This is a genomic window from Velazquezella soli (assembly GCF_977018685.1).
In genome coordinates, this window is record NZ_CDRNXF010000004.1 from 3,006,728 (window position 1) to 3,027,888 (window position 21,161).

Sequence of the window (21,161 nt, forward strand, 5' to 3'; positions counted from 1 at the left end):
AAGTCCCATGCGCGCTGTCAAGCCCCAAAACCGGCCGGATATCTCCCGGCACAAGCTTCGCGCAAGCTTCAGGCGTTAACTCTTACTTAACCCAAGCGAGATCGAGGCGGTGCCATGAAGATCGATAGTGGCCTCAGCGGCTACAACTACCCCCAGCGGGCGGTCGACATCGATCGCAAGCAGGACGAAACCCAGCAGCGCGACACACCTGCGTCTACCCGTTCCAGCGGTTCGCTGACCGGCAGCAGCACACTGTTTGCAAGCTCGCTGGTGAGCGCCCTGTGGGCCCTCGATGCCGGCGACGACAGCGCTTCGACCTTTGCCACTAGCGGCGCCACCGCTCCCGTGCAGCAGGCCTGGGTTCAGGACATCTACCAGGAATTCTCCTGATCGCCGTTTGGGCGATCATGGCCCGTCACCGCGGTGACAATCCCCGTTCAGGGTTAACATTCCCTGAAGGCGCCCTTCAAGCCAACACGCTGATCCTTGTACCTGTGGTGAATGCGTCCCATCTCAACCTCCAGACATTAGAGGTTTGAGCCTGCCATGCTATCGATCGGCGATCTTTCCAAAAGAACCGGCGTCAAAGTGCCAACCATCCGCTATTACGAGCAGATGGGATTGCTGGCGGCTGCCACGCGATCTGAAGGGAACCAGCGGCGCTACGAGCGCAGCGATCTGGATCGGCTGGCCTTCATCCGCCACGCCCGCGATCTCGGCCTCGACATTTCCGCCATCCGTGAGCTGATCGCGCTCGGTTCGCATCCGCAACAGCCCTGCGGCGATATCGACCGGATCGCAGCGGAGCATCTTACCGGCGTGCGCGAAAAGATCGCCAAGCTGAAGAAGCTCGAGGAGGAACTCGAGCGCATCGTGTCCCACTGCGACGGCAACCACGCGATCAAGGACTGCTACGTGATCCGCTCACTCTCGGATCACGGGCTCTGCGAGGGGGAGCATTGAGGGGTTAGAGGCGTCAGTCGAGTCAGGCTGCGGCTGCGATATCGAACTCCAGATGGATGCGGTCGTAAGGAAACACGACGCCGCCGGGCGCCTTTTCGATGACGCCTGCGTTCAGAAGCGTGATGACATCTCCATGCACGCCCTTGAAGTCGCGACCCACCCGCCGGGCAACCTCGCGGATCGTCATCGGCGCCTGCGCCGTCAGGACCTGCACGATCTCCAGTCTTTTGGGCGCCAGCACGCGGTGAAGCGTGTCCCAGGTGGGGAACGACAGGATATGCTCTGCCTGAAAAGCTGGATCTGATTCAGCCCCCTTGACCGCATCGAGAACCGCGCTGAGCGAACTGTCAAAATTCTGGATCTTCACTTTAAGGGTTGTCATCGAGCCATCCTTCTACATCCGACCGAAAATCCACAAGCAAGGTTTCGACGCTTTCGAACAGATACGCCTCCTCCTGCGAATGGACGTGTCTATGGTCACCCTTCCCCGCTTCATTGTCGTAGCGCAGGACGCATTCCCCGGACGCCACGAGAGCCATGCGATATTTGAAATGGTGCACACTTCCCCGCAAAGGTGAAGGGACGCTCCAGATCACGATCTCTGCGAAGACGTCCTCGCGCAGATAACTCCGCGTCCTGCTGATCAGCGTCGCCTTGGCCATGGAGTTCGCCTTCCGGGTTGATGGAATATACACCATCACCTGCAGTGAACAAGAACCTGTCGACCCGCTTGACAAGCAATTTATTCCGGCGCAAAAAGTTGTCATGATGATTACGTGCACCACCACCGCCGCAACGTATTTTTGGGCCTACCTGTAAAGGGCGGCTCGACAGTTCATCATGTCAACAAGCCGCCGTTAGGCGGCTTGGTTGTTTCTAAGGGCACCTGACGGCATGACTAGACCGAAAAGGAATGCCGGAATGCCCCCGATTTCGATCGAAGACAGCGAGATCTCACTGCCGCGCCCGGCCGTGGTGACGATCCGCGGCGCCAAACGCCATGATCTGCCGCAGTTGAAAGAGATGATCGCAGCCCTTGCCGCGCATCACAACGATCTGGCCGACATTACCCCCGAAATGCTGGAGCGCGACCTGTTCGGCGACCTGCCCTGGATCACCGCACTGGTTGCGGATGCGGGCGACGCCCTGATCGGCTACGCCATTCTGGTGCCGCTCTACCGCGCCCAGGAGGGGAGCCGCGGCATGGACCTGCACCACCTGTTCGTGCGCGACGGTCACCGTGGCCACGGCATCGGCCAGCATCTCGTCTCGCGCGCCCGCGACATGGCCCGCAATGCAGGCTGCGGCTATCTCTCGGTCAGCGCCGCCACCGGCAACTTCGCCGCCCACAAGTTCTACGAACAGATGGATTTCAAGCCACGCCCGGTGACCGGCATGCGGTATATGCAGACGTTGGTGTGAGGGTGGGACCCGGCCATACTGACCGGATGAGCGGGACAGACCATACTGTCAGTGCAGCGCAACCACGTTATTCCGACGCGGGATCGATCGCGCTGACCACACGAGCGACGATGTCATCCATCGTCGCCTCGTCCAATGTCTCGATGTATTTCGCGGTCTTGGCCAGTATTCTGGCCGGTATATCGAAGCTGCGAACCTGATTACAGACGGCGATCCCCGTCGTATCGTGGCCGGTGACAGCAACGGCCAGACCGACATCCCGGGTCAAGGCGCCACCGGTGGTGATCGGCACCGTCATGCTGACGCCCAATGCGTTGATCGCCCGCGGGGTGATCACGACGAACCGATGCCTGTTCTTCATTTCCCGGCCCGCGACAGGGTTGGGATCGATCCAGAAAACATCACCGCGATTGGGGACGTTGCTGCGGACCATCATGAAATCTCGTGGCCGACGGGGTCTCCCTCCATCGCCCAGGCCATGTCCGCATTCAGGCTGGAGACGACCTCGCCGCCTTCGAGCAACTCGCTAAGCTTATAGCGCCGCGGGGTCTTTCTGATCGGCTTTACGACGAGTTCACCGTCGTGCATTTCAAGCGACAGCTGATCGCCGACCTGCAGTTCCATCGTCTTGAGAATGGCAGGCGGAATTGTCACGACGGCTGCCCCGCCCTGCCGCCTGATCTTGGTAATAACGGTCATGGCTTACCTCGTTTGTGCTATAAATATAGCACAACAACGTCGTGCGGCAAGCACCCGCCCTCACCTTGCCGGCACCGCCTTGAGATAGGCGGCGATGGCCTGCAGGTCGCTTTTCGGCAGGTGCGCGATGTTCTTTTGCACCTCCACCATTGATCCGCCGACGCTGTCGAAATCGGGGGTGAAGCCGGTCGAGAGGTACTCGGTTATTTCCTCCTCGCTCCAGGCGCCGATGTCCTTGGAGCCGGGGGTGATGTTGGGAATGCTGCCCTGCCCCTCCGGGTTGGGACCGCCGGCCAGCCACTGGCCTTTTTCGAAGCCGCCGAGCGCGTTGCGGGGCGTGTGGCACTCGCCGCAGTGGCCGGGGCCTTCGACGAGGAACTGGCCGCGTTTGACCTTATCATCGGCGGAAGCGAGTTCGACGCGTGGGCCGTCGTCGAAATAGAGGAGTTTCCAGCCGCCGACCGCGAGCCGCTGGTTGAACGGAAAGCCCAATTCGTGCGGCGGCGCGACATTGCTGCTGGGCGGCAGGGTCTTCATGTAGCCGTAGAGGTCATTGACGTCGGCTGCCGACAGGCGCGCGTAGGAGCCGTAGGGAAAGGACGGGTAGAGATGCTCGCCACCCGGGCCGACGCCCCTCGTCATCGCATCGCCGAATTGCGCGAGCGTCCATGAACCGATGCCGGCCTTGGGATCCGGCGAGATGTTGGGGACGTGGAAGGTGCCGAACGGGCTTTTGAGCGCCAGTCCGCCGGACATGATCTTTGCGGCGTCGCCTTCTGCACCTTCTGCGGCGTGACAGCCAGCGCAGCCGCCCGCCCAGAACAATTGCTCGCCCTTGGCAAGATCGGGCTGACCGACGCCCGCCCAGTAGCTCGCGTCATGCGGCTGGGGCTTTGTCAGCGCCCAGGCGGCAACGGCGCCGGCGGCGACAACGACCACGCCGATGCCCATGATTTTTGCCCATCTTGCGGCCATCGCCCGATCCTTCTCCGACATTGATGCGGAACGGAACGGCCGCCTTTGCGACAGCCGTTCAAGCATGCAGGCATGCGCTACTTCTTCAGGCGATAGGTCTCGTGGCAGGAGCCGCAATTGGCGCCGAGCGTCCCAACGGCCTTCTGGACGCCTGCGGCATCCGTCGGCATCGAAGCGAGGATCATGTCGGCATCGGAGGCGAGCTTGTTCGCCTTGGCGCGGAAATCGGCTTCGTTCTTCCAGATCGCCGGCGATGCTTCCGAATTGGCTTCGGATCCGACAGGGAACTGGTCCGGGAAGGCCTTCATATTGGTGCTGATCGTGGTCAGCGCTGTCTTGATGGCATCGGCGTCGTAGGGTTTGTCGCCTTTGGCGATGTTGCGCATGGCTGCCGTGGAGGCGGCCACCTGCTTCATCATCTGTTCGCGCTTCTCGACCACCGCATCCTGCGCAAGGACAGCGGTGAAGCCGAGACAGAGTGCCGCGGTCGTCATGGCGATAGTTCTGAATTTCATTTCCGGCTCCGATCCCTAAAACGATGTGATGTCTGCGTCTCACATCATCAACGCATTCGCGTAATGATGATGGCAAGCTTACATGACCGAAAGAAGTCACGATTTCGTAATTTAGCGCTCGATTCTAGAAGCCGTCAAACCCAATGCAAAGTCATGTTTTTCACGCGCTTCAGATCGATCGCGCGTTGGCGGACAGCGTCGCCTGACGATCGCCAGGCTGGATCAGACATCGGGTGATCAGAAACGCAGACACCCGGCGCCTTGCGGCACCGGGTGTCTGGTAAATCAGCAATTGATTGCGCTTACTTGGACGCGGCTTCGTAGCGTTCCAGCACGTAATCCCAGTTGATCAGGCTATCGACGAACGCCTCGAGATACTTCGGGCGGGCGTTGCGATAGTCGATGTAATAGGAATGTTCCCAGACGTCGACGCCGAGGATCGGCTCTGCGCCGTGGACCAGCGGGTTTTCGCCGCTCGGGGTCTTGGAGATGACGAGCTTGCCATCCTTGACCGAAAGCCAGGCCCAGCCGGAGCCGAACTGCGTGGTGCCGGCTGCAATGAAATCAGCCTTGAACTTGTCGTAGCCGCCAAGATCAGATGCGATCGCGGTTTCGAGCTTGCCCGGCAGCTTGTTTCCGCCGCCGTCCTTCTTCATCCACTTCCAGAAATGGACGTGGTTGTAATGCTGGGCAGCATTGTTGAAGAGGCCCTGGTTGGTGCCGAAGGACTTCTTGACGACGTCCTCGACCGACAGCTCGGCCATGCCGGCTTCGGCAGCAAGCTTGTTGCCGTTGTCAACATAGGCCTTGTGGTGCTTGTCGTGGTGGTATTCCAGTGTTTCCTTCGACATGAAGGGTGCAAGGGCTTCGTAATCGTATGGAAGTTCGGGAAGTTCGAAAGCCATTGGTATACTCCTTTTGGCAAACACCGTGGGTGAAGGTCGTGCTGGAACATAGGAGCGCGATGGGGAAGAGGCAACGGTGAACCTTCCAAAAACAACCGCTCAATCGACAAGAAATTGCTGAATTTTCCAAGCATTAGCGAGAGGAATCAATCGCTTTCGCACCGAATGCAGAAACCGGAGAAAATTGACGATGAAAAACTTTGTGGCACTGATCCTCCTCGTTTGCGCAACCAGCGCCGTGACGGCCCAGGCCGCTTCCGACGATGCGTGGACGACGTTTCAGGCTGACGTCGGCAAGGCTTGCGTGGCGGCTTCGAAAGACCTGATCGAGAACGGAAGGGCCGTGGTCGATCCGTTCGGAAGCCAGTCCTATGGGCTTGCGGTCGTCACCGGCAAAGCCAAAGGAGCCAAGGTCAGGATCAGCACGATCTGCGCCTACGACAAGAAGACCAAAAAGGCCGAAGTGGGTGGCGAGATCTCCGCCGACATGCTGAGGGCAAAACCTGGCAAGTAACATCCGCGACCGCGCGGGCGGCAGCGTTTGGGAACTTTTCCACCACGGCAGACTTTTCCGGGCATGAAACACTGCCGGGAGGGCTGCCGTGTTTGATTTCTTGACCTTCGACTTTCTGACGTCCGATTTCGTGATCTTCGTGGCAATCGGCTTTTTCGCGCAGATCATCGATGGCGCGCTCGGCATGGCTTTCGGCGTTCTCACCACCACTAGTCTGCTTGCTTTCGGCGTGCCGCCGGCAGTCGCCAGCGCCATGACGCATGTGACCGAGTGTTTCACGACGGCTGCATCCGGCGCCTCGCATCTCTACCATCGCAACGTCGACTGGCGGCTGGTCAAACGGCTGGCGCCGGCCGGCATGGCTGGCGGCGCGATCGGCGCCTATCTTCTGTCCAGTATCGATGGCAAGGCGATCGAGCCGTTCGTCTCGGTCTATCTGATGCTGGTCGGATGTTACATTCTCTACAAGGCCTTCCGCCCGGCCTTCAGGCGCGACATGCATGACCGGATCGTGCCCTATGTGGGCGGCGCGGGCGGCGTGCTCGATGCCATGGGCGGCGGCGGATGGGGGCCGATCGTCACCAGTTCGCTTCTCGGCCGCGGCCATGAACCAAAGAAGGTGATCGGCTCCACGAACCTCACCGAATTTGCGGTAACGACGGTGATCTCGGCGACCTTCATCGCCACGCTCGGCTGGTCCGAACTGTCGTCGGCGCTCGGCCTCATCCTCGGCGGCGTGCTGGCGGCCCCGTTCGGAGCGCTGATCGTCAAGCGACTGCCGACCAAACCGCTTATGGTCGCCGTCTCCCTGATCATCATCGGTACGGCTGCGGTGCGGATCATCTGAGGGCTGATGCTCCTCTAACCTTCCAGCCCATCGCAACATCCCACATCCGCTGCCCTGCACCTGTCCCTTTGGCGGCTGGCGCGCTAGATAACGGGTATCGCGGTTTCCTCCGGGGGCCGTAGCGGAGTGTTCTCCGACGTTTGATCCTCATCTGCAAAGGTATGTCTCCATGGCTGAAACCAACCGCCCGAACCTTCTCGTCATCCTCCTGCACGGGGTCGGCTCCAGTGGCGACAATCTGGCGCCGCTTGGGGAGGAATGGGCGGGGACGCTTGGCGATGCCGTCTTCGTTTCGCCCGATGCGCCGGAGGCTTCGAGCTTTGGTGCCGGCTACCAGTGGTTCAGTGTCGCGGGCGTCACGCCGGAAAATCGCGGCGCGCGGATTGCGGCGGCACGGCCGGGGTTCGATGCCTTGATCAACGGTATCATCGCGGACAACGGCTTTGCCGGCAGGCTTGATCGGGTCGCGCTGGTGGGGTTCTCGCAAGGAACGATCATGGCGCTCGACGCGATCGCAAACGGACGGTTTGCCGTGGGTGCGGTCGTCGGCTTTTCGGGTCGGCTGTCTTCGCCCGAGCCGCTGTCGCCCTCCACGAAGATGCCGGTGTTTCTGGTGCATGGCACCGCCGACGACGTCATTCCGTCCTGGGAAAGCGAACAGGCGGCTGCCACGCTGGCGAAGCATGGTTTCGACGTGGAGACATCGATCGAGCCCGGGCTCGGACACACGATTTCCGGCGCCGGTGCCGGCCGCGCCGTGGAATTTCTGGCGAAAGTGTTCGGATACGAAGCGCTTTAACGCTGCAAAGAATGGTTGAGGGACGGCGCCTGGATCGGGTGCCGTCCCTCGTCAATCAGACGTCTTCGCCCTTGGTCGAGCGTGCCCAGTCCATATAAAGTTCGAGCGCCTTGCGGGCGACAGGACCTTCCTGCAGGGAGCGGTCCTCGAACCGGTTGACCGGGGCGATTTTGGAATAGTTGCCGGACGTGAAGATTTCGTCGGCATTGGCGAAATCGGCAGCCGTCAGCGTGACTTCGCGCACGTCGAAGCCGGCGCCGCGCAACAGGGTCAGCACGCGCGACCGGGTGATGCCGGCCAGGAACGTGCCGTTGGCGATCGGCGTCATGACCACGCCGTCCTTGACCATGAAGATGTTCGAGGATGCGGTTTCGGCGACATTGCCGTTCATGTCGAGCGCGAGCGCATTGTCGAAGCCGCGGCTCTGCGCCTCGACAATCATGCGGCCGCTGTTGGGATAAAGGCTACCGGTCTTGGCGGCGGTCATGGCGACTTCGGCGCTCGGGCGGCGGAAGGGCGATACGGTCAGCGACGAGGCCTTTGCCGTGTGCATCGGAGCTTCGAACAGGCAGAGCGCAAAGCGGGTCGATTCCGGATCGGCTGCGACGACGCTGTTGGGCAGGCCGTGTTCGGCCCAGTACATCGGCTTGATGTAGATCGCGGTCTTGCCGTCGAACTTCTTGACGCCTTCGAGCGCCAGCCGCTCGATCTCCTCGGCTGCCATGACCGGCTTCATGCCCATATTGATGGCCGAGCGGTTGACGCGCTGGCAGTGCATGTTGAGATCCGGCGAGATGCCTTCGAACCAGCGGGCGCCGTCGAACACGGTCGTGCCCAGCCACATGGCGTGCGAGGTGGGTCCGATCAGCTTCGGATTTCCTTCCACCCACTCACCATCCACGTAAGTCCAGGTGGTGGAGCGAGGGGATGTGTCGACGGCCATGATATTCTCCTTCGGGTCTTCAAAGCTTGGCGGGGGTCGCTAAAATTTGGCGTGAATGAAATCCCCGAAGCCCTCAAGGTCAAGCGACAATCCGAGATGATTCATCACAAATATTGATGGCACCCCGAATTGCCGCCGTCTCATGGTCAGGGCGCTCGCTGCGGTGCGGGTGCCGGAAGAAGCGGCGAGTCCGATGGCTGGCGCGGACTGCCCGGCGCTCCCTGCAACAGGTTATCGCTACCCAGCTGACGACTGTCGTTCTGCATCAGAGTGATTGACAAAATGACGGCCACCAGCAGGCCAAGGACAATGAGAAACAACCAGCGCATGTATCGAAAACTCCCTCTCACGCAGAATAACGCGAACATTTCCGTCTGAAACGTTGCGTGATCCCTTCGACCAGAACAGTGGGGCCACTCTGCGGCAACGCAGCAAATCCTTCACAAACGCGGCCCAAAAACGTTGACAGCAGCCTTTCAGGCTTGCAGTCTTGCGCCTCACCTCCCGTTTACGCACTCATTTTTTTACAACGCAGAGGCCATGTCCAGATCCGGCGCCCTCACCTCAACGGCTCTCAAGTCATCGTCCATGGCGTTGACGCAGGACCTCGTCGACCTGTGTTTTCGTGACGAGATGGATCCGGGCGCACCGCCAACCTGGGAACCGCTGACGGATGCCGACTATGCCGAGATTACCGAGCGGCTGGTGGGGGATATCGGCGATGAGCCTTTGTGGATCTTTGCCTACGGTTCGCTGATCTGGAAGCCGGGCTTCGATTCGATCGCCTGCCAGCGGGCGACGGCCTATGGCTGGCATCGGTCGTTTTCGCTGCATATCGAACGCGGCCGCGGTTCGCCGGACCAGCCGGGGCTGATGATGATGCTGTCGCGGGGCGGGCGTTGCGACGGCGTGATCTACCGGGTGTCCGATTCGGAAAAGCGCGAGCAGATCGACAAGGCGCTGCGCCGCGAGGTGAGCCACAAGGACAGCCTTTCGACCTTCCGTTTTCTCCCCGTGCGGACGCAAGGCGGCGAGACGATCCGGGCGCTGACTTTCTGGGCCGGCGGCAAGAGCCCGCGGATCATCCGGCCGCTTCCGCCGCTGCAGGATGTGGCGCCGGTTCTGGCACGCGCCTGTGGCCATCGCGGTTCCTGTGCCGAGTATCTCTATAATACCGTCGTGCATCTGGCCGAATTCGGCATCCGCGACCGCAATCTCTGGCGGCTGCAGGAGATGGTGGCACGCGAAATCGAAGCGATGCACGCTTAAAAGCGTGATGCCGCCCGTCGGGGCCGGCAGTGCGAAATCTGGCACTCTCTCATAAAAGTTGAGGACGGCGGGCTCGATCCGTGTTTGAACGCTTTCGGGGGCGCGTGCGACCCCCATCGCGATGACCGGTACCGTGCCAGCGAGACCCATGACGACTCTAGCCACCATAGTGTACCTGACGGTAGCGACCGCGTTCTTCGGGATGACGTTGGCCGAGGGTGTGACACGACGGCTTCCCTGGAGCTTCGACAGGATCATGGGACTTTTGCTGTCGTGCCTGTGGCCGCTGATCCTGATTGCGATCGCGGTCAGCAGTCATCGCGATCGCAGAAATGCAGGATGACGCTGCTGCGCATCACTCGACCGATCCTTGTATATTTCCCGTAGAAGCAGCGCGGCGCTGCCCTATATCCTCGATAACCGAAAAGACGAAGACTGGGGCGACTGGATCGATGCAAAGCATCCTCAACGAAGGCGACACGTGCTGGCGGATTGCCAAGGCGGACAGACTTTCCATCATCATCGATGCAGCCGATTTCTTTCGCTTCGCCAAGCGCACGATGACGAAGGCGAAAAAGTCGATCTACCTGATCGGCTGGGATTTCGACACGCGCATCCAGCTGGAGCCGGGCAAGAAGGATGGCAAGGCTGACAAGGCCGCGAACGAAGAATGGCCCGACGAGCTTGGCAAGTTTCTGAACGCGCTCGCCGAGCGAAACAACGGGCTCGATATTCGCATCCTTAAATGGGATATCGGGCTGATCAATTCGATCACTCGCGGTGAAACCCCGTTTTATATTCTCAAATGGATGTTCGACAAGCGCATCCATCTGAAGCTCGACGGCGCGCATCCGGCGCTGTCGGCGCATCACATGAAGCTTCTCGTCATCGACGACGAAGTGGCGTTCTGCGGCGGGATCGACATGACCGTCGGGCGCTGGGACAGTCGCGATCATTCGGAAGACGAGCCGTTGCGCAAGTCGCCGATGGGATTTGCGCAAGGTCCCTGGCACGATGCCACCACCTGCCTTTCCGGCGAGGCCGCACGGGCGCTCGGCGAAGTCGCACGGCGCCGCTGGAAACTGGCAACCGACGAGACGCTCGATCCGCCCGACGAAAATGCCGCCACGGAGAACGATCCCTGGCCGGACGAGCTGGAGGTCGGGTTTCGCGACATCTCGATCGGCATCGCCCGCACCGCGCCTGAATACGAGGGGCGCAGCCAGATCGTCGAGATCGAGACGGCCAAGCTTGCGATCATCGGTTCGGTGAAAAAGACGCTCTATGTCGAGAGCCAGTATTTCGCCTCGCGCCGTATTGCAGAGGCCATGGCGGAACGGCTGAAGGAGCCCGACGGACCGGAAATCGTGCTGATCAATCCGGAGGGCTGCGAAGGCTGGCTGGAAGCCAAGGCGATGGACAGCGCCCGCATCCGGCTGATGAAGATGGTGAAGGACGCCGATGTTCATGATCGCTTCCGGATCTACTACCCTGTCAACGAAGCCCGCACGTCGATCTATGTGCATGCCAAGATGATGTTTGCCGACGACCGGATCGTGAAGATCGGCTCGGCCAATCTCAACAACCGCTCGATGGGCTACGATACGGAATGCGACCTCATCCTCGAGGCGCAGCCGGGTGAGGACACGCTGAGCGAGAAGATCGTCAGCACCCGCGACGATCTCATCGCCGAACATCTTGGGCGCGAACCGCAGGAAGTGCGTGACGCGGTTGCAGCGCATGACGGGTCGATCATCGCGGCCATCGAGGCGTTGAACCGACAGAGCGGCCGAGGTCTTCTGCCGGTCAAGATGCGGGAGCTGAGTGCCGACGAGGAATTGCTGGCTGAATCGGACATTGCCGATCCCGAGCGACCAAGCGGCGTGCGGTACCGGACATCAAACTTTCTGAAACAGCGGTTCGGTCGAGTCGCGAGACGGGCGAAACGGGCGCGCAAAGAGACCTGACGAGGCCGATTGCGCGGCCTCCAGGGCCTTCTTTCAAGCCGATTTGTCGCATCCGGTGGAGTGATCATGGGCCGGTCTCTGCTTGATCGCCGGATTTCACGGCCCATCTAGAGTGTGCCTCTTCTTTGCCCGGCTCCCCGTCGGGCCCCCTTTTCCAAGGAGCACATGATGCAAACCGTCAACGCCAACGGCGCCCATATCCCAGCTCTCGGTTTCGGCACGTTCCGCATGCCCGATGCGGATGTTCATCGCATTCTGCCGCAAGCCCTCAAACTCGGCTTCCGCCATGTGGACACTGCGCAGATCTACAAGAACGAGCAGGCTGTCGGCGAGGTTATTCGCCAGTCGGGCATTCCGCGCGACGATATCTTTCTGACCACGAAAGTCTGGGTCGACCGCGTCGGTCACGATGCCTTTATCGCTTCGGTGGACGAAAGCCTTTCCAAGCTGCAGACCGACCATGTCGACCTTCTGCTGCTGCACTGGCCGCAAAGCGAAATGCCGCTGGCCGACCGGATCGGCGCGCTGAACGAGCTGAGAACCGCAGGCAAGGTCAAGAATATCGGCGTTTCCAACTTTTCGACCGCGCTGATGGCTGAAGCGATCAAGCTGTCCGATGCGCCTATCGTCAACAACCAGGTGGAATATCACCCCTATCTCGACCAGACCAAGGTGCTGATGGAAGCGCGCAAGACCGGCATGTCGGTGACCGCCTATTACCTGATGGCCGATGGCGCGGTGCCGAAGGACGAGGTGTTGAAGGAGATCGGCGCGAAGTACAAAAAGACCGCCGCTCAGGTCGTGCTGCGCTGGGCCGTGCAGCAGGAGGGCGTGATCGCGCTGTCGAAGACCGCGACGGAAAGCCGGCTGCCGGAGAATTACGACATCTTCGACTTCTCGCTCTCGCCGCAGGAAATGGAAGCGGTGTTTGCGCTGTCGCGGACAGACGGACGCATCGTATCGCCGGTGCATCTCGCGCCCGAGTGGGACTGATCCGGTCCGAGGCTTCGGTCTCGGACAATGGTCCGTTTGGGTCGCTTCCCACACACTCCCGCCGTGGTTTGTGTGGGATCCCGCCCAATTGCCCGGCGAGCCTCCCCCACGCGGCAGCCGAGGCCACGTCTTCTCTTGCCTCTCCCAGCCAGAACCATAGGTCTTGTCACGGGCTGGAAGAGGAGGAGTTTTCATGCATTTCAGAACGATATTGATGTCCGCGGCGGCGGTGGTTGTTACCGCCCTGCCCGCCAGCGCGCAGCAAAAGCCTGCGGACCCGGCGCCGAAGGACTGCCCGAGTTCGATGCCTGTAGGGACCGAGTGCTTTGCGGGTCAGGATCTGCACGGCGCCTATTACTGGATCGCCAAACCGAAGGACTGGAACGGCACGCTCGTTGTCCATGCCCATGGCGGGCCGCGCACCGCAAAGCCTACGCCGGACGATCCGGTCGAGGATCTCGAGCGTTTCGCGGTCACCGTTCAGGAGGGCTATGCCTGGGCCGGTTCCAACTATCGCCGCGAGGGTTATAGCGTGCGGATGGCGGCGGCCGATACGGACAATGTGCGCCGGATCGCCATCCGGCTGCTCGGCAAGCCGAAGCATGTTCTGCTGCACGGCCAGTCCTGGGGCGGCAATGTGGCGGCGAAGACGGCTGAACTCTACGCACTCGACTGGCGCGGCCAGAAGAATTACGACGGCTTGGTGCTGACCAGCGGCTTGCTGGCCGGCGGCGGCCATGGCTATGACTTCCGCGCCGATCTGCGGGCCGTCTACCAGTATTACTGCAAGAACCATCCGCGCGCCGACGAGGTGCAGTATCCGGTCTGGCAGGGCCTGCCGAAGGGCGTGAAGATGTCGCGCGACGAGCTGCAGCAGCGCGTCGACGAATGCACCGGCATCTCGCTTGCGAAGGACAAGCGGTCGCCAGAGCAGGCGAAGAACCTCGCCAATATCCTCGCCGTCACCAAGGTGCCGGAAAAGACGCTGGTGGCGCATTTGAGCTGGGCGACCGGATTGTTTTCCGACATCGTCTGGCGGCGCATGGACGGAAAGAATCCGTTCGACAATTCCAACGTTCAGTACAAGGGATCGGACGACGACGCGGCGCTGAACAAGGGTGTCGAGCGGTTCAAGGCGGACCCGCAAGCGGCTCGGCTGATGGCCTATGATGCCGATCTCACCGGCCAGATCGTCGCGCCGACCATCACCCTGCACGCCAAGAACGATCCGACCGTGTTTGTCGATCACGAGGCGATCTATCGCCGGACGGTGGACAAGGCTGGCAATGGCGAGCTGCTGGTGCAGAACTTTTCGGACGAGGCGGAGCATTCCAAGCTCTCGACGCCGCAATATGCAGCGCTGTTTTCCGCCATGCTGAGCTGGATCGACAAGGGCGAGAAGCCGACGCCGCAGACGGTGGCAGCCCTGTGTGAAAAGAAAGCCGAGACCTACAAGGAGCCCTGCAAGCTTCTCCCGGATTTCGTGCCGCAGATCCAGGAACGCTAGACAGCCTATTGCCGCCTAGATCAGGCAAGGACGGGCGGAGCAACCGTGCTCCGCCCGTCTTGGTTTGCGATTACAGCCAACCCTTGCGCCGGAAGTAGAGATACGGCAGCGCCATCGAGACGATCATCAGGCAGAGCGCCAGCTGATAGCCGTAATGCCATTGCAGTTCCGGCTGGTTGGCGAAGTTCATGCCGTAGACCGATGCGACGAGCGTCGGCGGCAGGAACACGACGGACGCAACCGAGAAGATCTTGATGATCTGGTTCTGCTCCAGATTGATCAGGCCCAGCGTCGCGTCGAGCAGGAAGTTGATCTTGCCGGACATGAAGGCCGAGTGATCGCCAAGCGAGGTGGCATCGCGCTGCAGCAGTTTCAGGCGCTGGCGCATTTCCTTGGGCAGCTTGCGATCGACACCGTCGAGAGCCGCATAATAGGCGACGACGCGCGAGACGCTGACGAGGCTTTCGCGCACAACGGTGATGAACTCGCCCTTCTGGCCGATCGCCCGGATCAGTTCCTGCAGGTCGCGCGTCTTCTTGTTGACCTTGGAGGCCTTGGCCGCAAAGATATCGCGCGAGATCTGGTCGATATCGTTGCCGAGCCGCTCCAGGGTATCCGCCATGCGGTCGATGATCGCCTCCACCAGACCGGTCATGATCAGTTCGCCGGTTGCCGAATGGAGGCCGAGCCCGTTGCCCTTGCGGGCACGCGCCATGAACGCATCGAAGGGACGCGGCTCGGAATAGCGCACGGTGACGAGAACCTGGCCCTTGACGATGAAGGTGACGGGAACCTTGTGCGGCGTGCCGGCATCCGGGCGTGTCAGCACGGTCATGGTCATGAACTCGGCGCCGTCTTCCTGGTAGAGCCGGGAGGAGAGTTCGATATCCTCCATCTCGTCCTGGGTGGGAATGGTAACCCCGAGGCGGGAGCCGACATCGCGCTCTTCCTTGGCCGTCGGGTTGATCAGGTCGTACCAGATCACAGGCGGCTGCGGAGCAACAGACGTCGCATCGGCGGCTGCACTGGCAATTACGGCGTCGGCCGCGACAAGGCGGTCGTGATCATAGGCATGGATACGCAGCATGACGGCTCCTATTCCGGACCATTGAGGTCCCCGGAGCGCATCACCGATATGAACGGTTCAGAGCCCCGAAGCGGCAGGTCTATCTGTTGACGTCGAACTTCGACTGTCGGGGTTCATCTCGGTTTGTCCTTTGAAAGAGCGGCACCCGAACGGGTAGCGCTTTGCGCGTGAAATGGAGCGAATACGGTGGAAAGTCAACTCCCCGGCGCGCAGGATTGACCCGTCCTTTGCGCTTCTGTAGCAAAGCCGCTCCGACCAAGAGGTATCCCCTTATGCTGCCCTGGATCCAGCTCGACCGCGCAACCATTCCCGGCGCCCTGCCCGGCGAGGAAGGTGAGCTGCGTCTGAAGCAGCGCGGCCAGGAATTCTCCATCATGCTCGGCACCAACGAGCTGATGAACAGCCGCCTCAGCGGTTCGGAAGAAGCGCTGGCGACACTCGCGCAGGAGAAGATCGGCAAGAGGGCGAAGCCGTCGATGCTGATCGGCGGGCTCGGCATGGGGTTCACGCTGCGGGCAGCGCTTGCAGTACTGCCCGAGGATGCGCAGGTGACCGTGGCCGAGCTGGTGCCGACCGTGGTCGACTGGGCGCGCGGGCCGATGGCGCCGGTCTTCAAGGGCTGCCTCGACGATCCGCGCGTGACGATTTTCGAGGGCGATGTCAGCGAGTTGATCCGCTCCTCCACCACTGCCTTCGATGCGATCCTGCTCGATGTCGACAATGGGCCGGACGGGTTGACGCGGGCCTCGAACGACCGGCTCTACACGATGAGTGGTCTCTACGCTGCACGTTCGGCGCTGCGGCCCGGCGGCGTTCTCGCCGTCTGGTCGTCAGGGCCCGACGCGGGCTTCACCCGGCGGCTGAAGGAAGTGGGATTTCAGGCTGACGTGGTGAACACGCGCGCCAATGGCAAGCGCGGCGCAAAGCACGTGATCTGGCTGGCCGCCAAGGGCTGACGTTCGGCCGGCGTTGTTTTGCTCAGACGCCCGGAGGGGCGCTGCCGGCGAACTGGAAATAGAGGAATGCCAGGACCAGACCCGCGATAATGGCGACCCAAAACAGCATGCGCTTCACACCGGGCGCCATGTTCTTGAACGGCGACTTGCGTGGCGGCTTGACCGGTTTCGGACGCTGGAACTTGATGATGTTGTCGCTCATCGCCGACCTATAGCATAGCTGATGATTTAGAAAAGCCGCCGGCGGTGGGCCAGCGGCTTTCGATTCACAAGTTCAGATCACACGAACTGGCTGAGGCCCGGCACCGATGCGATGACCGTATCGACGGTTTCGTCGCCGGCGTGTTCGCGTGCGACAGCCATGGTTTCCTTGGCGAGTGCTGTGATCTCGCCCATGCCGAGGCCCTGCGACATCAGCTGCTGGCCGAGCGTCATGATGCCGCCGCCGCCGAAGCTCGACATCAGGCCGCCGAGCAGACCGCCGCCACCGGCACCTTCGCCGTTGAATTTGCCGACCAGTTCCGGTGCGCCGGGAATGGCTTCGATCATCCGCGCCACGGCAGCGTCATCCGCCTCGCGCTGCAGGAAGCCCAGCATCATGCCGATCGCCTTTTCGGCCGCATCAGGTGCAAGACCGACGCGGTCGGCAACGCGGGTAACCATCTCGTTCATCAATATCTCCTCAGTTTTGACGTTCACGTCAAGGTCATACATAGACTCGTGCCGGATGCCAACAGGCGTGTTCCAACTGGTGCCACGCAGCCCGGGTTGGCGCAACCGGCGGCTTATCAATCCTCGGCCGCAGCACCCACCGTATCGGCCATTTCAGCGCCGCGTGCCCCCATCGGCTTCGGATGGCCGGTGGTGGAATCGACCGAGGTCTGGTGCTCGAGCTCGGCATTGATCTCGGCGCCGACGACCACGATGATGACGGATACCCATGTCCAGACCATGAAGCCGATCAGCGCGCCGAGCGTGCCATAGGTGGCATTGTAATCGGCGACGTTGGCCAGATAGTAGGACACGCCGAGCGAGGCGAGAAGCCAGAAAATGGTGGAAAAGGCAGCACCCCAGGTCAGCCACTGGATCTTCGCCGGCTCGCGGCTGGGGCCGAACCGGTAGAGCGCCATGATGCCGAGCGTGACGAAGACCATCATCAACGGCCAGCGGGCGATGCGGATGATCATTTCCGACCACTGGTCGAGCCAGAAATATTTGAGCAATGCCGGCACCACGCCCATGGCAAACAGGATGACGATGGCAATCAGCATCGCGCCGAGCGTGAAGAGCAGCGACATCAGGTTGAGCTTGACGATGCCGCGCTTTTCCTGCTCGCCGTAAGCGACATTCATGGCCTCGAACAGCGCCTTCATGCCGTTGTTGGCGCTCCAGAGCGCCAGCGCCAGACCGGCAATCAGGCCGATCGACAGTGTAGCGCCGCGTTCGCTTGAAAGCGCCCGGACCTGATCGAGAAAGATGTTCAGCCCTTCGGCGGGCATGATTGTGCTCAGAAACGCGATCCGATCGGCAATCGTCACGGGATCGGCGACGAAACCGTAGATCGACACGAGCGCGCTTGCGGCGGGAAACAGCGCCAGCAGCAGGTAATAGGTGACGCCGGCGGCGATCAGCGTGATGCGATCTTCGGTTACGCCGGCATAGACGCGCCAGAACACGTCTTTGAGGCCGCGGGCCGGAATGCCCATCGGGCCATCCGCATGGCGACCCCTCTGCGCATCGCGCACGCCTTGCGCATCGAGTTTCCGCGTTTCCGCCGGTCCGGCTGTGTCCGTCATCGTCACGTATTCACCCCTCTTCTGCCGCCTCTCGCGCCAGTTTTCACTTGGCCGATTTTCAGCCGTTGCCCGGCTCTTCAGCGCATCCTATAAAAGCCGAGGATTGAACGCGTTTAGGGAGCGCATAGTTGCATGGCGAATATTGATGCGGACGATCAGGCGAAACTCTTTATCGGCGGCAGTCGCAACCCTGACGACACGTTGAACAAGGCCGAATTCCTGGACATGAAATTCGGCAACCGCCACGGGCTGGTGACCGGTGCGACCGGCACCGGCAAAACCGTGACGCTGCAGGTGCTGGCCGAGGGCTTTTCGCGGGCCGGCGTTCCCGTTTTTGCATCCGACATCAAGGGCGATCTTTCCGGCGTTGCCGCCAAGGGCGAGCCCAAGGATTTCCTCGCCAAACGCGCCGAGCAGATCGGCTTTGCCGATTACGAGTTCGAGCAGTTCCCGGTGATCTTCTGGGATCTCTACGGCACCAAAGGGCATAGGGTTCGCACCACGATCGCCGAGATGGGGCCGCTTCTGCTTGCCCGTCTGATGGATGCATCCGAACCGCAGGAAGGCGTGCTCAACATCGCCTTCAAGCTGGCCGACAAGGCCGGGCTGCCGCTGCTCGACCTCAAGGACCTGACCTCGCTCCTCAATTACATGGCCGAGAATGCTTCGGAGCTTTCCAAGGAATTCGGCCTCATTTCCAAGGCTTCGGTCGGCTCCATCCAGCGGGCGCTGCTTGTGCTGGAACAGCAGGGTGCCGAGCACTTTTTCGGCGAACCGGCGCTGAAGATCACCGATATCATGCGGGTGAACCCGAATTCCGGTTACGGCCAGATCTCGATCCTTGCCGCCGACAAGCTGATGATGAACCCGCGGCTCTACGCGACCTTCCTTTTGTGGCTGCTGTCTGAACTGTTCGAGGAACTGCCCGAGGTTGGCGATCCGGACAAGCCGAAACTGGTGTTCTTCTTCGACGAGGCGCATCTTTTGTTCGACGAAGCGCCGAAGGTTCTGCTCGACCGCGTGGAGCAGGTGGTGAGGCTGATCCGCTCCAAGGGCGTCGGCGTCTATTTCGTGACCCAGAACCCGCTCGATGTGCCGGAAAGCGTTCTCGCCCAGCTCGGCAACCGGGTGCAGCATGCGCTGCGCGCCTATACGCCGCGCGAGCAGAAGGCAGTGAAGACCGCGGCCGACACGTTCCGGCCGAACCCGGCCTTCGATTGCGCGACAGCGATCACCCAGCTCGGTACCGGCGAGGCGCTGGTCTCGACGCTCGAGGGCAAGGGTGCACCATCGATGGTGGAACGGACGCTGGTCCGCCCACCGTCGGGACGGATCGGTCCTCTGACCGACGCGGAGCGGCAGTCGGTGATGGATCGCAGCCCGGTTCTCGGGGTCTATGACGAGGATCTCGACCGCGAAAGCGCCTTCGAAATGCTGGGCGCCCGGGCAAAGCAGGCCGCCGATGCGGCCGCTGCCCGCAAGGCGCAGGACGAACTCGACCCCGCGCCGCCCGCCGGCTCCGGCGAAACCACCGGCTGGACCCTGCCCGGCTTCGGCAACAAGGACGACGACGAGCCGAAGGGCCGCAGAACCGTTGGCCGCTCGGGCTACCAGCGCGAGACGATCATCGAAGCGGCCATGAAAAGCGTGACGCGCACCGTCGCCACCCAGGTGGGCCGGGCGATCGTGCGCGGCATTCTGGGCAGTCTGAAGCGGTGACCGGGCGGATGCACAAAGCGGCAAGGACAGGGCTCTGCGCCCTCGCCCTTGTTGCGCTCGCCTTTTCCTCGACCGCGCAGGCGGCAGATGCCGGCAACGGCAAGCGGGTGTACCAGAAATGCGTCGCCTGTCATGTGGCCGAGCGGGAGACCAACCGGTTCGGCCCGCATCTCAAAGGCGTCGTCGGGCGACCGGCAGCGCAAGTTCCCGACTACAAGTATTCGCAGGCGATGAAGGATGCAGGCGCAGCCGGTCTCGTCTGGGACGACGCGGCACTGTCGGCCTTTCTCTCGAGCCCCAAGAAGAAAGTGCCGGGAACCAGCATGCGCTTCTTCGGACTGTGGACCCAGGCCGAGATCGACGACGTGATCGCTTACCTGAAGACGACCGCGCAGGCAGAGTGACGGCCGGGAACGGTCGTCAGCCGTTCGGGTAAGCAGCCGAGACGGCCACGAATTCGTCGTCGCGGACGGGTGCGGCAGGAGCAACTTGCGAGCCTGTGAGCGCCGTTTCGCGCCAGGTTTCCAGGAGCCAGGCGAGCTGGGCGTAATCCAGCCCATAGGCATCGTGCAGGCCGGAATTGCGGCCGGTCGCATCGCGGCTCATGCGGATCAGGGCGGTTTCCGGAAGCGTGACATCGTCGAACACGACCATCTTCATCTCCAGCTTGGGCAGAAAGTGAACGGAGATCGGCGTCATCGCGCCGGCCTTGAAGCCCTCGACATCCTGCCAGCGCCAGAATTTGCGACGCCCGAGCGTGACCATGGTCAAGCCCTCGCCATCCAGTTCCAGCCGCTGGCCGACGAGGACGCCCGCCATCATGACGGAGGCGCAGAGCGACAGGAAACCGACGCCCAGCCAGAGAATGACCTGTCGCAACGCCGGCATTGGCGCATCGGCCGGGTCGGCATCCAAAAGCAGAAACAGAAGCAGGACGGCGAAGGCTGCGCAGCCGACGGCCAGCGAAAAATAGCGGACGCGGCTGGAATAGAGGGTGACCGGACCGGGAAAGCGCGAAATCAGCGTTGCGGCATCCACCCGCCTTCGGTGGAAGGTTTGCGGCCAGAGCATATGCGCAAAAACGAAGGCGCCGGCCCCAAACAGGGCGAGCACCGGCCAGCCGCCTCTGAAACCCGTCAGGATCATGACGATGCCGGACAGGGCCAGGAATGTGCTGATGCTAAAGAAAACAAGGCTCAGCGGACGGGGCAATGGATGCATGAGTGGTCCTCTGGCCTTATGCGTGAAGATGCAATTAGGCCTGACGAGGACAGGATCAAGGTTT

At 61.6% G+C, this 21,161-nt stretch carries 27 protein-coding genes; 14 read left to right on the forward strand and 13 right to left on the reverse strand.

Features of this window, described 5'->3' with window-relative positions:
• Nucleotides 1–114 precede the first annotated feature (114 nt).
• Together AC0JZ8_RS18270 and AC0JZ8_RS18275 are read left to right on the forward strand one after the other, a co-directional pair.
• On the forward strand, nt 115–390 hold the full coding sequence (locus AC0JZ8_RS18270; protein WP_062579631.1) for a hypothetical protein: 276 nt from the start codon (nt 115–117) through the stop codon (nt 388–390).
• A gap of 156 nt (nt 391–546) precedes the next feature.
• Nucleotides 547–963 (forward strand): MerR family transcriptional regulator, encoded by a 417-nt coding sequence (locus tag AC0JZ8_RS18275; protein ID WP_471893123.1) that lies wholly within the window; start codon nt 547–549, stop codon nt 961–963.
• Between the two features lie 22 nt (nt 964–985).
• On the opposite strand, the gene AC0JZ8_RS18280 is transcribed toward AC0JZ8_RS18275, so the two are convergent.
• Together AC0JZ8_RS18280 and AC0JZ8_RS18285 are read right to left on the reverse strand one after the other, a co-directional pair.
• A complete protein-coding gene (locus AC0JZ8_RS18280) occupies nt 986–1,345 on the reverse strand; it encodes an HVO_A0114 family putative DNA-binding protein (protein WP_471893124.1) in 360 nt (119 codons plus the stop codon).
• On the reverse strand, nt 1,332–1,625 hold the full coding sequence (locus AC0JZ8_RS18285) for a toxin-antitoxin system TumE family protein (RefSeq protein ID WP_209900207.1): 294 nt from the start codon (nt 1,623–1,625) through the stop codon (nt 1,332–1,334). The genes AC0JZ8_RS18280 and AC0JZ8_RS18285 overlap by 14 nt, the downstream gene beginning before the upstream one ends.
• A 232-nt stretch (nt 1,626–1,857) precedes the next feature.
• Here AC0JZ8_RS18285 and AC0JZ8_RS18290 point away from each other — a divergent pair, with 232 nt between their 5' ends.
• The gene (locus tag AC0JZ8_RS18290) at nt 1,858–2,385 is read left to right on the forward strand and encodes a GNAT family N-acetyltransferase (protein ID WP_471893125.1); all 528 of its coding nucleotides are present in this window, start codon (nt 1,858–1,860) and stop codon (nt 2,383–2,385) included.
• Between the two features lie 67 nt (nt 2,386–2,452).
• Here AC0JZ8_RS18290 and mazF read toward each other — a convergent pair whose 3' ends face one another.
• The 5 genes from mazF to AC0JZ8_RS18315 form a co-directional block, all read right to left on the reverse strand.
• Nucleotides 2,453–2,821 carry a type II toxin-antitoxin system toxin MazF gene (gene mazF / locus AC0JZ8_RS18295; protein WP_092661631.1) on the reverse strand — a complete coding sequence of 123 codons (369 nt, stop codon included), beginning with the start codon at nt 2,819–2,821 and terminating at the stop codon, nt 2,453–2,455.
• Nucleotides 2,818–3,084 (reverse strand): type II toxin-antitoxin system antitoxin MazE, encoded by a 267-nt coding sequence (mazE, locus tag AC0JZ8_RS18300; RefSeq protein WP_062579626.1) that lies wholly within the window; start codon nt 3,082–3,084, stop codon nt 2,818–2,820. Before mazE ends, mazF begins: the two co-directional genes overlap by 4 nt.
• 60 nt (nt 3,085–3,144) lie before the next feature.
• Entirely contained in the window at nt 3,145–4,059 is a 915-nt protein-coding gene (locus tag AC0JZ8_RS18305) for a c-type cytochrome (RefSeq protein ID WP_471893126.1), read from the reverse strand.
• Nucleotides 4,060–4,136: 77 nt separating this feature from the next.
• Nucleotides 4,137–4,574 carry a c-type cytochrome gene (locus AC0JZ8_RS18310; protein ID WP_062579617.1) on the reverse strand — a complete coding sequence of 146 codons (438 nt, stop codon included), beginning with the start codon at nt 4,572–4,574 and terminating at the stop codon, nt 4,137–4,139.
• 302 nt (nt 4,575–4,876) lie between these two features.
• Nucleotides 4,877–5,479: a superoxide dismutase gene (locus AC0JZ8_RS18315; RefSeq protein WP_471893127.1), complete on the reverse strand. Its 603-nt coding sequence runs from the start codon at nt 5,477–5,479 to the stop codon at nt 4,877–4,879.
• Between the two features lie 190 nt (nt 5,480–5,669).
• Here AC0JZ8_RS18315 and AC0JZ8_RS18320 point away from each other — a divergent pair, with 190 nt between their 5' ends.
• The 3 genes from AC0JZ8_RS18320 (at nt 5,670) to AC0JZ8_RS18330 (ending at nt 7,639) form a co-directional block, all read left to right on the forward strand.
• Nucleotides 5,670–5,993: a hypothetical protein gene (locus AC0JZ8_RS18320; protein ID WP_092661625.1), complete on the forward strand. Its 324-nt coding sequence runs from the start codon at nt 5,670–5,672 to the stop codon at nt 5,991–5,993.
• Between the two features lie 115 nt (nt 5,994–6,108).
• Nucleotides 6,109–6,840, forward strand: coding sequence for a sulfite exporter TauE/SafE family protein (locus tag AC0JZ8_RS18325; RefSeq protein ID WP_092662451.1), 732 nt, complete (start codon nt 6,109–6,111; stop codon nt 6,838–6,840).
• A 169-nt stretch (nt 6,841–7,009) separates the two neighbouring features.
• Nucleotides 7,010–7,639: an alpha/beta hydrolase gene (locus AC0JZ8_RS18330; protein WP_471893128.1), complete on the forward strand. Its 630-nt coding sequence runs from the start codon at nt 7,010–7,012 to the stop codon at nt 7,637–7,639.
• Nucleotides 7,640–7,694: 55 nt separating this feature from the next.
• Here the strand turns inward: AC0JZ8_RS18330 and AC0JZ8_RS18335 are convergent, their stop codons facing one another.
• Nucleotides 7,695–8,582 carry a branched-chain amino acid aminotransferase gene (locus AC0JZ8_RS18335; RefSeq protein WP_471893129.1) on the reverse strand — a complete coding sequence of 296 codons (888 nt, stop codon included), beginning with the start codon at nt 8,580–8,582 and terminating at the stop codon, nt 7,695–7,697.
• A gap of 540 nt (nt 8,583–9,122) precedes the next feature.
• Between AC0JZ8_RS18335 and AC0JZ8_RS18340 the strand changes: the two genes are divergently transcribed.
• The 5 genes from AC0JZ8_RS18340 to AC0JZ8_RS18360 all read left to right on the forward strand — a co-directional run bounded on the left by AC0JZ8_RS18340 (nt 9,123) and on the right by AC0JZ8_RS18360 (nt 14,318).
• On the forward strand, nt 9,123–9,851 hold the full coding sequence (locus AC0JZ8_RS18340) for a gamma-glutamylcyclotransferase (protein ID WP_249407529.1): 729 nt from the start codon (nt 9,123–9,125) through the stop codon (nt 9,849–9,851).
• Between the two features lie 148 nt (nt 9,852–9,999).
• Complete coding sequence (locus AC0JZ8_RS18345) at nt 10,000–10,194, forward strand: hypothetical protein (protein ID WP_062453509.1); 195 nt, start codon at nt 10,000–10,002, stop codon at nt 10,192–10,194.
• A 109-nt stretch (nt 10,195–10,303) separates the two neighbouring features.
• Nucleotides 10,304–11,818, forward strand: coding sequence for a phospholipase D-like domain-containing protein (locus AC0JZ8_RS18350; RefSeq protein WP_471893130.1), 1,515 nt, complete (start codon nt 10,304–10,306; stop codon nt 11,816–11,818).
• Between the two features lie 168 nt (nt 11,819–11,986).
• Complete coding sequence (locus AC0JZ8_RS18355; protein WP_471893393.1) at nt 11,987–12,811, forward strand: aldo/keto reductase; 825 nt, start codon at nt 11,987–11,989, stop codon at nt 12,809–12,811.
• Between the two features lie 193 nt (nt 12,812–13,004).
• On the forward strand, nt 13,005–14,318 hold the full coding sequence (locus tag AC0JZ8_RS18360) for an alpha/beta hydrolase family protein (RefSeq protein ID WP_471893131.1): 1,314 nt from the start codon (nt 13,005–13,007) through the stop codon (nt 14,316–14,318).
• Nucleotides 14,319–14,388: 70 nt separating this feature from the next.
• Here AC0JZ8_RS18360 and AC0JZ8_RS18365 read toward each other — a convergent pair whose 3' ends face one another.
• The gene (locus AC0JZ8_RS18365) at nt 14,389–15,405 is read right to left on the reverse strand and encodes a magnesium transporter CorA family protein (RefSeq protein ID WP_062453512.1); all 1,017 of its coding nucleotides are present in this window, start codon (nt 15,403–15,405) and stop codon (nt 14,389–14,391) included.
• A gap of 272 nt (nt 15,406–15,677) precedes the next feature.
• On the opposite strand from AC0JZ8_RS18365, the gene AC0JZ8_RS18370 reads away from it, so the two are divergent.
• On the forward strand, nt 15,678–16,361 hold the full coding sequence (locus tag AC0JZ8_RS18370) for a spermidine synthase (protein WP_471893132.1): 684 nt from the start codon (nt 15,678–15,680) through the stop codon (nt 16,359–16,361).
• 22 nt (nt 16,362–16,383) lie between these two features.
• Here the strand turns inward: AC0JZ8_RS18370 and AC0JZ8_RS18375 are convergent, their stop codons facing one another.
• The 3 genes from AC0JZ8_RS18375 to AC0JZ8_RS18385 all read right to left on the reverse strand — a co-directional run bounded on the left by AC0JZ8_RS18375 (nt 16,384) and on the right by AC0JZ8_RS18385 (nt 18,157).
• A complete protein-coding gene (locus tag AC0JZ8_RS18375; RefSeq protein ID WP_062579592.1) occupies nt 16,384–16,563 on the reverse strand; it encodes a hypothetical protein in 180 nt (59 codons plus the stop codon).
• Between the two features lie 77 nt (nt 16,564–16,640).
• Entirely contained in the window at nt 16,641–17,033 is a 393-nt protein-coding gene (locus AC0JZ8_RS18380; RefSeq protein ID WP_062454796.1) for a hypothetical protein, read from the reverse strand.
• Between the two features lie 116 nt (nt 17,034–17,149).
• Nucleotides 17,150–18,157 carry a YihY/virulence factor BrkB family protein gene (locus AC0JZ8_RS18385; RefSeq protein WP_471893394.1) on the reverse strand — a complete coding sequence of 336 codons (1,008 nt, stop codon included), beginning with the start codon at nt 18,155–18,157 and terminating at the stop codon, nt 17,150–17,152.
• 132 nt (nt 18,158–18,289) lie between these two features.
• Here AC0JZ8_RS18385 and AC0JZ8_RS18390 point away from each other — a divergent pair, with 132 nt between their 5' ends.
• A complete protein-coding gene (locus AC0JZ8_RS18390; RefSeq protein ID WP_471893133.1) occupies nt 18,290–19,876 on the forward strand; it encodes a helicase HerA-like C-terminal domain-containing protein in 1,587 nt (528 codons plus the stop codon).
• An 8-nt stretch (nt 19,877–19,884) separates the two neighbouring features.
• Nucleotides 19,885–20,280, forward strand: a complete 396-nt coding sequence (locus AC0JZ8_RS18395; protein WP_471893134.1) for a c-type cytochrome — start codon at nt 19,885–19,887, stop codon at nt 20,278–20,280.
• 16 nt (nt 20,281–20,296) lie between these two features.
• Here AC0JZ8_RS18395 and AC0JZ8_RS18400 read toward each other — a convergent pair whose 3' ends face one another.
• Nucleotides 20,297–21,097 carry a hypothetical protein gene (locus AC0JZ8_RS18400; protein ID WP_471893135.1) on the reverse strand — a complete coding sequence of 267 codons (801 nt, stop codon included), beginning with the start codon at nt 21,095–21,097 and terminating at the stop codon, nt 20,297–20,299.
• Nucleotides 21,098–21,161 lie beyond the last annotated feature (64 nt).